The following is a 17162-nucleotide window of genomic DNA, read 5'->3' as shown; positions in this document are numbered from 1 at the left end:
AGCATAATTTATAAAGGTAACAAACACGCTTTAATTTCTTCATTTTTTTTCGAAAGCAAACCACACCCATGCCCTAATGGCACTGATTTATTTGACAATTGCGCCATTGGAATTTGCCTTGTTTGTATTTCAAGTTGTACTTTAAATTTTATAGCAATACCAAGATAACTTTTGATCAAGCTTTTTAACAAACGGCTGGTTTCTTGCCCTGGTAAAAAAGAATGTATTTTCGTGTCAGCATTTGGCTTGATCACAATTGCTATTGCTGAGTTTATATCCCAGACTTTACTGCCTATTGTGGCATCAACCCCAAAGGCAGCAAACTGCCCTTCTGGCGATTTTCTTCCACCTAAACGTGTTTGATCTGATGTTGACAATTTTTGCCATTGCCCTTGGAATTGTTTAATACTTACTCCACATTGCGTGAAATCTTTTAAAATTAGCGTTAATCCATCAATGGTTCTGATTTTCTTATTAAAAAATCCCGCATAGTATTTTTTTATCGCTTGCTCACCAGAAAGTTTACCTAATACGGAGGTAAAGCTGTCTGGTTTACCCTCTAAATTGTTTTGATAATTAACAGAAAATCTATATTTTTCCCATGCTCGATAAAATAATGAGATAAGACGGTGATTAAATAAATCATAAAAATCACACATCCCTGTATCTTTTAACTTAAGCCTTTCCAACACTAATTCACTGTAATGTTGAGGTAATGCACCACTAATACCAGTAAGTCCCATAAACGACACATGCATTTCTACCGCAATTTTATCTTTATTTTTGCTATCTTTTACATTGATTTTACTAATAGATTGCCCTGGAAAACCTAAATGTTGATCCGCTTTAAATCTAACCAGTTCGCTTTCAGGTAAACCATCACACCCTACTTTATTATGTTTAGAATTACTCGATACTAATTGTTGTTGTAATACGAACACCGCTTTATAAAAGTCATGCTCGCTAGGGCTATCTATAAGTTCTTGGATACTCATAGTAATGGTGCCTTTCCTGCTCTACTTGGCCAAGTATGATATATACCATCCTTATTATTAAATTGGACACTTAAGCGAGTAAAGCTATTAATTGCGGCAAATTGAGCAAAGAAACGATCAAGTACCGTACAGAAAAAGAACATACCACTGCCTAAATAGTGATCTTGAGCAAACGTGAGTAAAATATCATTACCTGTACTAAAACCAACTAAACCTCGTTGATTAACACGTGCCGTTGTAGTGCTAACATCAATGGCCATAATATTTTCAATTAACGTTTTATTTTCGGGCGAACATTTAAAATCGTAAAGTTTTAAAACTTCTTTTAGCTGGTGTAGCGCATCCTCTCCACTAAAGCTATCTAGTGATAAGTGACTAATAAGTTGCCATCTAGATGCTTCATTTAATGCAGCTCTCACGGGTAATGTAGGCGCAAGTAAACATTTCACCTTTTTAATAATATCCGCTCGGTCAGGAATAAACATTTTTGGTTCATCCGTACCAAAAGGTAAATGGGCGGGTAAGTTTCGGTTACTGCATTCAGCTCTAATACTTAGCAGCCATGAACCATAATCTTCTTGTGCGTTAAAACCATTGAAATTGTGGTCTACGAGTGACAAATAAAGATCGGTACCAAATTCAGCATAACCACCAGCCCAATTCGAGGCTTCTCTTCGACCATTCCAAAACATTCGGTCTTGATCAAGGTATGCTGGGTGAGCTTCACCATAAAAAGGCGTCACTGTGGTTTTATTATCTTTCGGGTCGAAGGCGATAACTTCTTTTATATTTATTATTTCAGCAACCTCAGCATCAAGATATCGAGGTGCAAGCTTGTACTCGTATTCTGATGATTCAACGCGAACAGGCTCTAGCTCTTGTTCAAATAAATTAATAACGGGTGTGCAACCCAATAAAAAATTGTTCACGTTAACTTGCTTTTCTAAGTCTTCAGAGCCTTCTTTTAAATAAATATATATTTCAAATTTATCATCAATATTTACCCATTTATTGTCTAATTCATCGATGTCGAAAAATAAAAACTTTTCAGGGAAAATAAAGTTTTCAACTAATAAACGATAGCCTGACAAGGTTTTTTTACTGTATGGTACCACTTGGTCTTCATCATCAAAACCAACGGCTTTAAGGTGCCTTTTTTCTAAATATTTCACGGTCGACCAATCATCATTTTTAACGATGGCAAGCCCAACGCAATGTTGAAATATTAATTGATATAAATAATAGGTTTGATGTGCTTGACCATTTAGGAAAAAACGCAATTTATCAAGTCCTAAGGTTGCCATCGATACGTCTTCAAACTCTCCTTTTATCGCGAGTTTTATTATCGCTTTTGGACGTGAATGCCAGATGGGTTCTGGGGCATTAAAAGGTGCATTTTGAAACTGTGCATCTGCCACTTCAATTGGCCATAAATAACTGTCGTAGCACGTTTTAAAGTGACATGTTTTCATTCCTTCTACTTGTGTGTCTACCTTCGTGTTTTTTGGTAGTAAAATTCCCGTTGTAGAAACATTTTCAGTTACCATTTTTATCACGGTCATTGACGGCACAGGTGCTTGATAATCAGGGTAAAGTTGTCCTAATAAAGCTTCAGTCAATTCTGGAAAACTATCATCCAATTTTTGTCTTATTTGGGCTGTTAATAACGAAAAGGCTTCAATTAGTCGCGATACATGGGGATCCTCTACGTGTTCATCACTCAAACGTAGACGCCCTGCTAGTTTAGGGTAATTTGAAGCAAACTCTGAGCCCATATGACGTATAAAAGCAAGTTCTCGGTTGTAATATTTTAATAAATCTTCATTCATTATAAGGTCTCTACTACTTTTAACCCTAAACTAACAGGCTCTACTTCCGAATCAAACGTAATATATTCTGGTTCAGGGTCAGCATAGAGTAAGGCGTTTATTCGTAATCTCATAATACGATCTAAGGGTTGTTCGCTATCAATGGCCTCAACATCGACCTCTATAAAGCGTGGTTCAAAGCGTCTAATGACTTCTGCAACTTGTTGGCATAAACGTTGTCGGCCTTCTAAGCTAGCAACAGCCATACTAGAGAAATCGTGTAAACCATAATTCAGTAAAGATTTATCTAATTCTTTATAGTTTTCAGGCCAAGTTAACCAAGGCACTTTAGCATTAAGTAAGTTTTCGAGGTCGCGCCTAACATTGGCTCTTAATTGTTTTAAATTAAGACCTTTATTAGACTCTTTAATATCAGGGGTTTGGGGAGAGTCATCTATAAGCCTATCTAAAATAGAGGCTTGAATGAATTGATGTTTATTTATACCCACGTGGTTTCCATAATATCTTCCATAATACTCGCAACTCAAAAGAATACGCTTTACTGATATTAATTATCAAGTTCAGAGTATTCTTGCGTTTATCAAACAATTTATATCCTTTAATTTCAATTATTTTACGGGTAAAACAAGTAAATGTTAAGCATAATTTTTATTTAAAAATGACTCTTAAATTCATTTTTATGACATATTTACCCGACGTTAAAAGGACAATACAACAGACTTTATCTGTTTAAAAACAGGTACTAACCTAGCTTAGACAGTTTTATAAAATCAGATAATGGCACGGCTTGATCGTTTACAAACCACATCTTTTGTCCAACACCTACCATGACACCTGGCGCTTTTTCTTGCCAATCGGTTTCTCTACCTAATTTTTCAGCATCCGTACCGCTATGAGCATACACTAACGGTATATGTGCTTCGCCACTTGGGCCATTTTTAATGCTTAGTTCAACACGACGCCATACTTGTTCAATAATAGAGCTAACTGGCTTGAAATAGATATAGTCAATATCTTTTATTTGAGCGATATAATATTTTCCATCAGTCCCAAATATTTCAAGAAAACCGCCAAGTGAATCGTCTAAATCTCTAAACTCATTGACAACTTCACCATTTAGCTCAACTTGAATGTCGGTTCTGTTTTCTTCAAGTGATAAAGCACACTGGGTTATACTTTCTGCACTTCCTTGATTCATTTCTACTCGAAGCTTCATAAACGCTTCAATGTGTGCATCAGACTCAGTAAATAAATGAGGAACAGATTTACCAATTAAAAAGTCTTGTCTACTTTGCTCAGCATGAATTAATTGTCGTAAGTTTGCAGCACCAATCAAGAAGTCAGGGTGTTTTTGCACCATGTAATTAAGTTGTTTATCAGCACGTTCTAATTCACCATTAATACAAAGTAATTCAATTAAGCTACTTTTAGCGTCAACATTTAATGGATCATCGCGTAACTGTGTTTCTAAATGAGATATGCTGTCAGACAATCGAGACTCTTGAAGCATTTCTTGTATCTTTTTCATGTTAATTCCTTTTTAGCGTTAATTTTTAGGTGTTAACTCTGTCACCAGTTTTATACTTGAGATCATTTGATCTAATTGAAAATGGGGCTGCAACTGAATAGTTGAATAAAAGTGCCCTGGCTTACCTCTTATTTCTTTTACTTGTACTTGTGCAGTTTGAAGCGGATATTTACTTCGTACTAGGTCTGACGCTGATTCAGAGGCGGTTGTATATTGATACAGCCACTTTTGCAATTCTCGTTCACAAAGGTCTGCATTTCTGTAAGTACCAATTTTTTCTCGTCCTATTGCTTTTATATAATGAGCGAAGCGAGAAACACATAAAATATATTGCAACATACAGGAGAGTTTTGCATTGACGGTTGCAGAAACAGAATCATATTCAATTGGTTTTTGAGTAGATGAATTACTATAAAACACTAAGTGCTCACTACCGGGTACAGCAGATAAGGGAATAAAACCATTATCTGAAAGTGCTTTTTCAGCGCGATCGCTGATTAATAGATTAATTGAAGGCTTGCTTCTTCCTCGATACAAGTCAGTTTCATATTGACATACTGGCAAATCACACACTAATCCTTTGCTTTTTACGCCTGGTTGCATGCCTCGAATCTGGCCAAACCACGCAGATTCCGCAAACGCTCGAATAAGCACGCCACCAAAGGCAAAAGAAGCATTCCCCCATAGGTGATCTTTTTGTGGATCTTTAATTACCTCTGTAAAACGGAAGCCTTCATTTCTACTTCCATCATTTTTATAAGGTGATCTCATTAGCGTGTAAGGTAGTGTAAGGCCTAAAAAGCGTGCGTCATCCATACTCCGTAAAGAGTTCCATTTGGTGTACTCAATTTGGTTGAAATTATTGGTGAAATCGGTGTGTGCTGCTAAATCAGAAAAATTATCAGCCCCAAAAAAAGAGGGATGAGCTGAAGTGATAAAGGGAGAAAATGCGGCTGCAGCAGTTCTGGTGATTTCTTTTAGAATATCAATATCGTTTATCAAAGTACCTTTTCTATTTTGATGAGATATTTGATAGTTTCCAATGAGTACTCCGAAAGGTTCTCCCCCTGACATATCGTATTCGTTATTATAAACAAGTTTAAAGAATTCGCTTTGATCGAATTCTATCGCTTTATTTATATCTTTACTGAGTGTTTGCCAACTACAGTCTAATACCTTTATTTTTACTTTTTGATTTTTGTCGTTAATTTCTTTTTGGTTGACTAAATATAACGCACCACGCCAAGCGGCTTCAAGCGCTTGGAATTCAGGATGATGAATAATGCAATTTATTTGGGTGGATAGTTTTTTATCTATGTCTGCTATTGCTTTACGAAGCAATGAAAGTATATTAATTTTCTTAATGTTGTCAGTGTTATAACCTGAATTTTCAAGCCATAACATTAACGATTTTTTCATGTCTGTTTCGCGTAAAAAACGGTCAACTAGATGCTTGCTGTGTAACTGTTGAGCTGAAGGATTTGTGGCTTCACTATCTACCTCTTTGGTAAATACCTCATTTTCCACAAATGAAATTGCTTCCTGCATAATTCTTATATATCCTTGACCTATCAGCTCAATAAATTAACAAATTAACCAATACTTGGGATTTTTGCAACTAGGCGTAATGAAGCAGTTAACTCTTCCATTTGTAACCATGGACGTAACCAAGCAACAGCGTTATATGCACCTGGTTGACCTGGTATTTCTTTAACTTCTACTTTAGCATCGGCTAATGGGTATTTAGCACGAATTTCTTGGCCGCCCCCTTCAGATGCATTTACAAAAGATAAAATCCAACGGTTTAACCAAGCTTCAACATCTTCTGCTTCCATAAAACTACCAATTTTATCTCTCGCCATTACTTTTAAATAATGAGCAAATCTTGACGTTGCCATTAAGTAAGGCAGTCGTGCAGATATCGCAGCATTTGCTGTTGCATCATGACTATCAAAGACTTGTGGTTTTTGACAACTTTGCGATCCAAAGAACACAGCGTAATCGGTATGCTTATAATGGCATAAAGGTAAAAAGCCAAGTTTACTAAGTTCTGCTTCTCGTCTATCCGTGATGCCAATTTCTGTTGGGCATTTAAGATCAGGATCACCATCGTCACTTGTAAAGATATGCGCAGGTAAGCCTTCAACTTTTCCGCCGCCCTCAGCACCACGAATAGCAGTACAAAAGCCATATTTACTAAATGCTTTCCCCATATTCGTTGCCATTACATAAGATGCATTCATCCAGCAATAGTTGTCGTGTTCTGCAGTTTTAGAGCGAGTCTGCGTCTCATCTAATTCTAGCTCTTCATAGCAGAACTCTTCTACTGGCTGAGTAGACTCACCGTAAGGTAATCTCGCTAATACTCTTGGCATTGTCAACGTAACAAAACGAGAGTCATCACTGTCTCTAAATGAACGCCATTTAGTATATTCTAATGATTCAAATACTTTTTCTAAATCACGAGGTTTGCTTAACTCTGTCCAGTCATCAAAACCAAAGAGCGATGAGCCAGCAGCAGAAATAAACGGACAGAAACCCGCAGCAGCTACGTTTGACATTAATGATAATGTTTCTACATCAGTAGGATGGTTACTGAATTCATAATCGCCCACAATACATCCGTAAGGTTCACCGCCTGGTGTGCCAAACTCAGCCTCATATATCTTTTTAAAGGTTTGACTTTGGTCAAATTCAACGGCTTTACTTAAATCTTTATGAAGTTCTTTTTTACTTAAACTCATAATACGAATTTTAAGTGTTGCATTCGTTTCTGAGTTTTGTACGGTGTGATTTAGCCCGCGCCAGCTGCCTTCTAATTTTTGAAACTCTTCATTATGCATTATAGCAGCAAGCTGCTTCGAAATAGTTTCATCGATTATTTGAATTGCCTGGTTGAACGTAACAGTCAGGTTTTTGTTCCACTGTACCGTGCCTTTGAGGGCTTCTTCTGTTAGCGATCTGATTAGTTCTTCTGCACGAGAAGACTCTGTTTGTTTAGTTGCATCAATCGCTTGATCTAAAATAGAAAAGCTTGTTTCTTCGCTTGACGCTTGCAGTGCTTCAGCTTCCGTACTCATTATTTTGCTCCTTGAATATCTAATTCTTTCGCTAATTTATCTAAACTAGCCGTATTACTTAATACGTCTTCTAAAATGTTTTCTAAATCTTCAGATCTATCAACTTTCGTCATTAAATCACGCAGTTTATTACGTGTTTCCATCATTTTTTTAAGCGGTTCAACCTGATTAACAATCGAAGCAGGTTCAAAATCATTTAATGATTTAAAATCTAAAGCAACTTTCAACTGTGTATCATCATCAGTTAGAGTATTATCAACTGCAATCTCTAATTGAGGATTCATACGGTTTAATACATCATCAAAATTATCGCGGTCGATTTGCACAAAACGTCGATCTTTTAATGGTTTTAAATCCTTTGTATTATGACCAGAAAAATCACCTGTAATACCAATAACAAAAGGTAATTCTTTTTTAACAACAGCACCTTCGGTTTCTACGTCATATGTAATGTGAACGCGGGGTTTTCTAACTCTTTTTAATTTATCATGTATACTCATGAGATCTCCTTTCAAATATTAAATTACGCAGTAAAGTACCGCTTTAGTGTTATGTGTCGTTTTCTGTTTTAATGCCTGATAACTTGAAAAAACCATTACGGGCTTCTCCATCTTGAATAAGTTCTTGCAATAATTCAGGTAGACTCAATTCACTCCAACGTATCACTTGTTCTATGGCATATGACATGGGTGAATGTGGTTCTGTTTTACGAAAAAAAGCAGCAATAACATCTAAGTTTTCAATTGCTTTTTCTCTTGAAGTGATCTGGTGATTAATACCATGATTAGGTTCAGTATTTTCTACTTCACTATTCATGTTTTCGGCTTCTTCTACTGCCTGTACTTCCGCTGATTTTTTTAATACTTTTTCGGCGAGTTGTTTGACACAAACAGAGCAAGCCTGTATGGCAGCGCTAATATAACTGGTAGGTTGAGGTTCTCCGCCCATTGCAATGTCCATTACTTTAGACAAGCGATTAAATGCGACAATTGAATCATCAATATCATTATTTAATTGGATAAAAAAACTGTCCGATGTTTCTTTTATTGCAATATCGACGTCTTCTAAAGCAACAGCACCCGATTCAATCTTTTTAACTTGTTTATCACTATCTAGACGATCAACGTCAAGTGCTTGTTCGTACTGCCAAGTTGAAAATGGCCCTTCTGATTGACCTTCTATAATTATAATGGCTTTAATTGGTTGTATTAACGAACCTTCACTTTCAATGCCATTTAAGCCAATTAAGGGAGCTAGTCGTTCTGAAAGATCATCAAGATCGGGGGTTGGATATAAATTGTCCCAATACCGCTCTATTAATTCAGCTGCTAATGTAAAGCCGAGAGCTAAACCTTTGAAACCTTGTAAACGACAAAGTGCTTCAATTAACCAAGCAACAAATTCTAAGTCTTTACACTGATTTTTTAATATATCAGGTACTTGTTCGAGAATAGGACGCCAATCAGTTGCAATAGAAAGTAGGTTTTCCTCATTCACTAAAGCTTTGCGTTCTTTTGCTCTTGATGTGTTACGAATATCTTTAAGGAGGTAATAAATAGACGTTGGCGAAACGTCATCACGAGGATTCGTTCCCGTTTCAATATCAGCATTGATAGGTTGAATAAGATCTTCAATATTTAGATTTTGAGCTGACAAATTGAAACGTCCTTGTTATATAATAATTAAATTCAATTTTAGAATTTTTTCTTCACATTCAATTGTAAAATTTTAGTTGCAATACTAAACAAGTGAATAATACATAGCAATTATTTCTTTTATTATTTAAAAAATTGTATATTCTTCACCACAATAAACAAAAAAATAAGCGTTTTATTTTAGATGTAAAAAAACTATAACTAAATAATAATCGAAAAATAAATAATTTAGGTGAAAACTGGAATTGTAGCATCATGATCATAATTAATCACATTGCTTTCACGTTGATTGTTTTTCGCAATAATACAAGTAACATTATCTCTAGCATTACGCACTAATGATGCATGCATTAGTGCCATACCTGCATCGATAATATTACCTGACTGTAACGCTCGTTCAATTTCACTATCACTCACTTCTTTATTTAAGCCATCACTGCATATTAAAAAAACATCCCCTACTAAAAGTGGGCCTGTCTTTACCTCAACGTCAAGATGAACGTCTACCCCCACAGCGCGAGTAATCACATTTGCTAATGGATGGCTTTCAGCTTCTTCTGCTTTTAAAACACCTTCGTCAACCATATCATTTACTTGACTATGATCTTTAGTTATTTGTTGTAATATATTGTTTCGTAGTAAGTAGCCACGACTATCACCAGCCCATAAAAATGAATAGTCACTTTCTTTAATCCATAAAACAACCACCGTTGAACCTACAACTTTTCCTGAAAATTGCTTTTCACTCATTTGTTGTAATTGAGTATTACACTTTTGCAGTATTTCAATTAACAAATCAGTACTGACTTGTTCTGGTAATTTATTTTCTATCGCTTCTTGAATATTATCAATGACTAATTGACTAGCAACATCACCCGCAGCATGCCCTCCCATACCATCGGCAACCACCCATAGACCTTGTTGGGGTAACTCAAGGAAGGCATCTTCATTGATTTGTCGAACGGTACCTCGATGTGTTTGTGCATGACTTGATAGATACATTATTATTCCTTTAATATTTTAGTTACGTTCCAACTATTTTCATGCCATTTTCCATTTAACATTGCAGAAAACTGACTAACTTGTGGCAAACCTTCGGTAATAATAAAGCAAGGCTCAACAGTGTATGATCCAAGCGTCCACCATAAACTATAACGCCCATAGTGATGACTGTATTGATGATGAAGTAAATCAAACAACTCAGGAGAAACATCGCCTTGAATTATCCACGCTTTTTTTATTTTGTCGTCGGATTCAGTCGTTACTACTTTCGTTTTAATATTTTGTATTTCAACTTCTTCATTCGATAACGCCGAACACCAATCATCAAAATCAAAATCATCGTCAAGTACCATTAAGATCGTTTTTTCAAACTTTTCTGACCACGTGTTTTTATACCATCCTTGCAATGCGGTATTGCTATGCTCTGTTGCAAGAGTAAAAGGAAAAGGCCGATTAACTTGATCAATGCTTGGTATCACAGTACCAACAATAGCTGAATCACAGCAAATCCCTGCAGAAAGTGAAAAGTGCCAAACAGGGCTAGTTAAATAACAATCTAACCAGCTCCCTTCTAGTTGTTCTTTACTGACAGCAATAACTGCTTGCAACCACTCGTTCCAATGTTTTAAAAACTCATTATTTAATTCACTTTGTACAAAATCGCCTTTGGTCGGGATTTTGCCACAAAAACCTATTGAGTTTACAGTGTTGTTGGACATGAAAAACTCTCCAAATTCACCATCCAAAAAGGATTATTAACACTGTTCGCAATTAACCTAATATCTGCTTTATAGCCGCTGAGTGATATTTTTAATAAACCATCTTTTTTAGTTTCTGGGCGTGCACTACTTAGATCATCCAAAAGCTTGAATAACGACCATTCACCCGTATATTTTTTATTGAGTGGACGACCACCATTTGGTGGGGTAAAGGCTATTCTAGTCTCATTATTAGCGCTCATCCCAGGCCAAACAAATTGCTCTTTTCGAGTTGGTCCATGGCGATAATTGAGTTGTTGTCCATCAATTTCTAACATGAATTGACTTACATTTCGATCGAGATATTGCGCCTCAAGACTGAAATCTACTTTAGGCGTTTTGTTGTCTGACTCGAAAAAAGCTTCTCTGATAGTATGCGCTTGTTGATACATGGTTAAAACATTGTTACTGATACCAATGTTTTTAGTAAAGTGCCAAGTAGATTTGCTGGTATCAACGTGCTGAGCTAAATATTTATTCCAAAATTTATCTAGCGTTCCACCGTATGCAAAAAAGCGACTAAAATCTTTTATTCTAACGTCTCTTGTTGAACTGCGTTTAAATGGATAACGCCCTTTGATTGCTCGACGGTACTCAGCTAATACTTGAGACTTCCAAATCCCATTTAAACGTTGATTTTGATTGGTTTGTGCAAACCCTTTAGTACGTTTAGCGATAGGTGAAAGCCAATCAACGACAGGAAAAGGCATATCAGATATTTGTTTTTGTAGGTCAGCACTTAAAGAAGAAAAGTCACTCTCTAAACGTTGATTCATATACACTGATTTTTCTTGTGAAGTGCCACTTGTCTTACTCATACCACGATTAATTAATCTTAACGTTCCTTGTATTTCATCTAACGCTTTAATATCAACTGCAAGGAGATCAGTAAAGGCTAACTCGACTTCTTTACCAGGTAAATCAATATCTAACTCTAAAGGCTCATCAGGTAATAAACGGCTAATTCTTGATTTTTTCGAGGCAAATAATACATCCGTTGTGTTTTTAGCTATTTCTGCTGCGGCTTTCCCATTTTTAGACATGGGCAGTTTGGTTAATTGTACATTTTTTTGAGCCGCGGCAATAATGCTTTTAATCGGCGCATCAGGACTAGATAATGCACGTGTAACTTCAGCACCTTCACTCAAAGTGTTGATTGGTTTAACGGTTAAATCGCTTAAAAAATCTTCCCAATAAAAAATATAATCGCGTATATATTTTTGTTCTAATTGAGAGGTTATTTGTGATTTAGTCGCGTCGTCTAGGGTATTTAAGTCATCTCCATAAACCCAGCTATCTTCGATTAATCGTTTTATAATTCTATTTTTTTCGATGGTAAAAATACCATGAAAACCATTATAGGTATAAAGGCCAGGAATGCCTTCATCAAAGTTTCGTTCACTTTGGAATGCAAAACCTTGTAGGCTATCAATACTTAATATATCAATTAATTTAAAATCTGGAATACTGCTGTCAACAAAGTCACTTTTTAAACGTTGATAAGCTCGCTCAACTAACGGTAGCATGGTCAGTGTTTGTCTTGCTTCTAATACCGCCTCTTCATTATATTCACTGCCTCGCGTACCTTTCGAAAGTAATGTAGCCAAATGCTGATTGAGTTCACTTCTAATAGGCGCATTTATTTTCCCAGATATATTTCTATCAAAATACGCAGAGAACCAAATTTTGATATCTTCTTCTTCAAAATATTCAGGGTTAAATAACATTAAGTAAGTTTTAAGTGTTTCATATACATAATTTAAATGGGTTGAATTTTCTAACATTTCCTTTGTTAGTGCTTTAGCTAAATAAGGTAATAAATAAGCATCAAGTGCTCTTTCGTAAGCCGCACTGGCGGGTTGTTTTAATTTATTACCTTGATATAAACCTAACGTGTGAGCATCTTCACTTTCTTCATTAGCATAACCAACAGGAAAATTTCTCAGTGTTGATAAGCCTTTAGTTAACGTGATAATTTCAGATTGTGCCGTTAAACCGCCATCAGTTATTTCTTGGTATTCAATAACAGCATCTTTTGTGTGATCAACAAGTTCGGTATTCCAAGCGTAGCTAGACCACCACCCGTAAGTAAAGAAAATAGTAATCACTGACGCAATCGCAACAGTAGCACGCCTTAAGAACATATTTTGTTTGTCGTGTTGTCGGTTAACCGATGCCAAGTTTTTTTCTGGAAAAATAACATCTTCAAGCAAACGCTTTATAAAATAGCTGCGTTGATGTTTTACTTCACTCGCTTTTACTTGTGCTTTACCACCTGCAGCTAACGTTGCAGAAAGGTGATCAATCGGTGTTCCTTCTTGTGTTGCACTCGTTAAATAAACTCCGCGTAATAAAGGGGCTTCTTCATAAGCATTTGGGGAAAATATTTCTTTTAAAAAGTCATCTGCTGCACCTTGCAATAAACGCAATTGTTTTGGAAATTCGTATATGGCTGCACGACGGTCAAGATCCCTTTCATTTTTTAACCTAGCATTAATACGTGCATTTAAATTACTCAATAAAGCATGAAATTCTTTATTAAAAGTACTAACAATACTTTCTTGTTCATTATCAGTCGTAAGCGGAAAAGTTACTCCCCAAATTTGTTCACAATCTTCTTGTGCGAAATCATCAAAAAATTCATTAAACCCTGCGATCAAATCAGACTTAGAAAACAATACATAAACAGGAAAAGTCATGCCTAGTTGATTTTGTAACTCTTGTAGACGCTGTTTTATTGCACGGGCATGTAAATTTCTTTCTGTTTTCGTTTGATTTAATAACTCAGACATTCCCATACTAATAATGACCCCATTAATAGGTCGTAATGGTCTAAATTTCTTAAGTAAACCGAGAAACCCCTGCCAAGCTCGTGAATCTTGTTTCGCATGACTATCTTGTGTTGTATATCTTCCTGCTGTATCAATTAAAACGGCTTTATTAGTAAACCACCAATCACAATGACGTGTACCACCAACGCCTTGAATCATATCTATACCCATTTTTTCTTTTAATGGATATTCTAGACCTGATTGCTGAATAGCCGTAGTTTTACCTGATCCTGGAGGACCAATCATAATATACCAAGGCAATTCATATATACTTTTACTATTAGCAAATTTAGTCGTTTTTAAAATATCTAATGCTTGCACCATTTTTTTATGTAAAACGTCTATTTCGCTCTTCACCGTTTCGTCAGTTGAACTGCCGTTATTGCCTTCTTCACCATTTATAAGGTTATTAACCATTTCTTCACTTTGTTTTTTGTCTTGTACTTTACTAGCGAATTTAATGGCCCCCCAAATAATGATAATAATTAATAAAAGAATTATACGAGCAGATATACTAATGAGTGGTTCATAGCCCGCAATAGCAATCAATGGTCCGCCAAACCATATTAGTAATGCCAAGCAGATAAATCCTACAATAGTGATCACAGTTTTAGATTTTAATTTAGTAATGATTTTCTTAAAGCTTTCTTTAAATGACATAACAATTCCCTGTGAACAACTAAAACAACAAGTCTATTTCAATGCGACGATTTAATGAGCGGTTATACTCATTACTATTATCAACTCTTGGTTGTGATTCGCCTATTCCCTCTGGCCACAAACGTCCTTTTAACGATGCATTATTAGCCAAAAAGTTACCTATTGATGTTGCTCGCGCTAGTGATAAGTGCCAATTAGAGGGGTATTTTGTAGTAAAAATAGGTTCGTCATCCGTATGACCTGTGATTAATATTTTTCCTTGTGTACTTTCAAGTGTTCTAGCAATTTTTGCTAAAATAGCTTCAAAGTCTGCTCGAGGTTTTGTACTACCAGAAGCAAATAAAGCGCCTGCACCAATACGAATTCTTATTCGGTCAGATAACTGCTCAACTTCAAGTAGATTTTTATCTATTTCTGTTTGTAGTAATTGTTGCAATTTTAAGGCTTCATCCCTACTCATATTTTGAATTTGTGCTTTATCATCGTCGTGCCATGGCACTAAAGAGACTAATTCTTTGTATACGCTAGAGGAATAACTATTGATGTTATAGCTGAAAGACATATAAATAAAGAGTAATAATACACCAAATAAAGCACCAATGACCCATAAAGGAAAGGGTTGTTGAAATTCAGTATTGTGAATAACTTTATCTCGCCAACCAGGTGATAATTCTCGCAGTAAGTCTCCTTTAAAAGATTGAACGCTGTGATAAGCTTTATCTCTTAAATCTTCGAGCTTCTGTTCACCTTGTGCCTCTACTTTCATTTTTCCAACAAACCCCAACGTTAAGCAAAGATACATAAGTTCAAGTAAGTTATTTTTCTCGGCGGGATACTGTAAAGCGCTTTCAAGTAAGGTATAAAAATACTCACCCCCAAAGGTTTCACTGTGAAAAGTTGACAACAGACTTTCAGAAGCCCATACACTATCGCCCCCCCAAGATGAGTTCAAAATAATTTCATCCATAAAACTACATAAACAATAGCGAGCTGACTGAATATCTTCGGCAGAGACATTGGCGGCTCTCAGTGTATGTTCATAATTTTTAATTAAATCAATGCATTGCAACCTTAACGTATTAACATCATCGTGTTGTTGGGTATTTCTTAATTTAATCCCTGTTGAAAGTAATGCGCCTGCATTGTCGACTAATGGGTTATTAGTCATAGTAAGAATGGTATTATATGCGCGGTTACCCACTTTTTCTTCATGCACAATAGTTTTACCGTCATTCTCTGCAAGTTGGCTATCTGATTTATTAAACGAGCCTGCGCCACGGCCTGGCCTAGGTTTAACCACTGTTTTATCGTTCACGGTAATATCGATCCTTAATTTAACAATTAAATTTTATCTAGCACAGGTTACTGAAACCATCCTTTATGGCTTAGTAAAGCCAACAAAAGAACAGATAATCATGGTTTAACGCCTACTAGATATAAATATTGCTATATTTATTGTTTTTTATGTATTTTATTTTCTACTTTGCAATTGAGATATTAATAACTTAAGTACCGTTAAATAAAAAAAATACAGTCAAATAAAAAAACACTTTTTACCAAGTGTTTTTATTACTGCTGATAATTAACATGAATTGTTTATTTTATTTAAATAAAATGAATAATCATTACATGGCAACTACATAGCACTATTAATTGCTTCTTTTACAGAGCGATATAAAACGCCCAATGTTTTGTCAAAAACCCATTTGATAACATCATAAGTAAGTTCTGCTAATTTATAATAAGCTTGCCCAGCAAAGACCAACATATGGCCCAATAAACCAGACACTTGTTTAGCATATTTAACAGATGCTTGAGCTACTTTCGCTAACGTTCGCGAAACTAAATCATAAAAAGTTAAAGCAGAGCCAATTGATGCTTGAGCCAAAATGGCTTGATAATATCCCGCGTCTTTTAATACCGTAATAAGCGCGGCACTTATTTTATCAGCCCAATAAGCACTATAAGACGCTTGATTGCGTTGTTCATAATCAAGGCGAACTGGTGTATTTAAAAAGGTATCTGAGCGTTTTTGTAATGCTCCCCAATCATTCCCTCTAGCTGAATTAACATAACCGGGATTACCATTTGCACCCATTTTATGAGCACTTGGGGTGAATCCTTGACCGCTATTCAATCGGTATTCTGAGCCATTGTAAGGGGCATGAACGAATGGCCATAGAGGGACATTAGGTACTGGGTCTGCACCATGAGTACAACGATAAATATTATCAATGCGTGCGGTCGTTTGGGTTGAGAAGCTACTTAGCCCAATACGTGGTGAACCAAACGTATATAAATTAACGCGCATATCATATTCACTTTTCAACCAGTCAGCAGTTAAGCCTGCTAGTGCGCCTCCTAAACTATGGCCTACACAATGTACGGTACCCACTTTACCTTGTACGCCTGATATATACGCTTTAAACGCAGGTCTCATAGTGGAAAAAGTTTTATTAAAGCCAGCATGAACACTAGTTCCTGTTGCGGATCCCGTTAACCCTACATGAGCATCGGTTATACCATCACGAAGCGAAGCTGTCCCCCTAACGGCAATGACATGATCGCCTTCGTATACGCCCTTTCCTTGACCAAGCAAAGCAAAGCCAGTCGTTCGATTAAAAAGATGTGATAAAAAACCACCTGAAACGCCTTTGACTGGGCCATTGGATAGGTTGAAATCGAAGTGTTTTTTTACATAGACCGCTTCTTTGCCTCTAAGATTATATTTTCCTGCTCTATCGGGTTCTTGTATTTGATATACAACATTAGCAAGCTGAGATACTAGTTGTGGGGGGATATTATTCATGTATTAAATCCTTTT

At 36.1% G+C, this 17162-nt stretch carries 13 protein-coding genes; all 13 read right to left on the bottom strand.

What is annotated here, in order from left to right:
* Nucleotides 1-8: 8 nt before the first annotated feature.
* The 13 genes from tssG to GQS55_RS08945 all read right to left on the bottom strand — a co-directional run bounded on the left by tssG (nt 9) and on the right by GQS55_RS08945 (nt 17147).
* Complete coding sequence (tssG, locus tag GQS55_RS09005; RefSeq protein WP_159819879.1) at nt 9-995, bottom strand: type VI secretion system baseplate subunit TssG; 987 nt, start codon at nt 993-995, stop codon at nt 9-11.
* On the bottom strand, nt 992-2824 hold the full coding sequence (tssF, locus tag GQS55_RS09000) for a type VI secretion system baseplate subunit TssF (protein WP_159819877.1): 1833 nt from the start codon (nt 2822-2824) through the stop codon (nt 992-994). Before tssF ends, tssG begins: the two co-directional genes overlap by 4 nt.
* Nucleotides 2824-3312 carry a type VI secretion system baseplate subunit TssE gene (tssE, locus tag GQS55_RS08995; RefSeq protein WP_159819875.1) on the bottom strand — a complete coding sequence of 163 codons (489 nt, stop codon included), beginning with the start codon at nt 3310-3312 and terminating at the stop codon, nt 2824-2826. Before tssE ends, tssF begins: the two co-directional genes overlap by 1 nt.
* A gap of 254 nt (nt 3313-3566) precedes the next feature.
* On the bottom strand, nt 3567-4352 hold the full coding sequence (locus GQS55_RS08990) for a type VI secretion system accessory protein TagJ (RefSeq protein ID WP_159819873.1): 786 nt from the start codon (nt 4350-4352) through the stop codon (nt 3567-3569).
* An 18-nt stretch (nt 4353-4370) separates the two neighbouring features.
* Nucleotides 4371-5900 (bottom strand): type VI secretion system contractile sheath large subunit, encoded by a 1530-nt coding sequence (gene tssC, locus GQS55_RS08985; RefSeq protein ID WP_159819871.1) that lies wholly within the window; start codon nt 5898-5900, stop codon nt 4371-4373.
* Between the two features lie 44 nt (nt 5901-5944).
* Nucleotides 5945-7432, bottom strand: a complete 1488-nt coding sequence (tssC, locus tag GQS55_RS08980) for a type VI secretion system contractile sheath large subunit (protein WP_159819869.1) — start codon at nt 7430-7432, stop codon at nt 5945-5947.
* Nucleotides 7432-7932 carry a type VI secretion system contractile sheath small subunit gene (gene tssB / locus GQS55_RS08975; protein WP_159819867.1) on the bottom strand — a complete coding sequence of 167 codons (501 nt, stop codon included), beginning with the start codon at nt 7930-7932 and terminating at the stop codon, nt 7432-7434. The genes tssC (GQS55_RS08980) and tssB overlap by 1 nt, the downstream gene beginning before the upstream one ends.
* A 49-nt stretch (nt 7933-7981) precedes the next feature.
* A complete protein-coding gene (gene tssA / locus GQS55_RS08970; RefSeq protein WP_201294603.1) occupies nt 7982-9088 on the bottom strand; it encodes a type VI secretion system protein TssA in 1107 nt (368 codons plus the stop codon).
* 227 nt (nt 9089-9315) lie between these two features.
* Nucleotides 9316-10089: a PP2C family protein-serine/threonine phosphatase gene (locus tag GQS55_RS08965; protein ID WP_159819865.1), complete on the bottom strand. Its 774-nt coding sequence runs from the start codon at nt 10087-10089 to the stop codon at nt 9316-9318.
* A gap of 2 nt (nt 10090-10091) precedes the next feature.
* The gene (tagF, locus tag GQS55_RS08960) at nt 10092-10808 is read right to left on the bottom strand and encodes a type VI secretion system-associated protein TagF (protein WP_159819863.1); all 717 of its coding nucleotides are present in this window, start codon (nt 10806-10808) and stop codon (nt 10092-10094) included.
* On the bottom strand, nt 10790-14338 hold the full coding sequence (gene tssM / locus GQS55_RS08955) for a type VI secretion system membrane subunit TssM (protein WP_159819861.1): 3549 nt from the start codon (nt 14336-14338) through the stop codon (nt 10790-10792). Before tssM ends, tagF begins: the two co-directional genes overlap by 19 nt.
* 19 nt (nt 14339-14357) lie before the next feature.
* Complete coding sequence (gene tssL / locus GQS55_RS08950) at nt 14358-15653, bottom strand: type VI secretion system protein TssL, long form (RefSeq protein ID WP_159819859.1); 1296 nt, start codon at nt 15651-15653, stop codon at nt 14358-14360.
* Between the two features lie 321 nt (nt 15654-15974).
* Complete coding sequence (locus tag GQS55_RS08945) at nt 15975-17147, bottom strand: lipase family protein (protein WP_159819857.1); 1173 nt, start codon at nt 17145-17147, stop codon at nt 15975-15977.
* Between the last annotated feature and the right edge of the window lie 15 nt (nt 17148-17162).

Origin of the sequence: Colwellia sp. 20A7 (genome assembly GCF_009832865.1) — a bacterium.
Classification (GTDB): domain Bacteria; phylum Pseudomonadota; class Gammaproteobacteria; order Enterobacterales; family Alteromonadaceae; genus Colwellia.
This window is presented reverse-complemented; position numbering and strand designations above follow the sequence as displayed.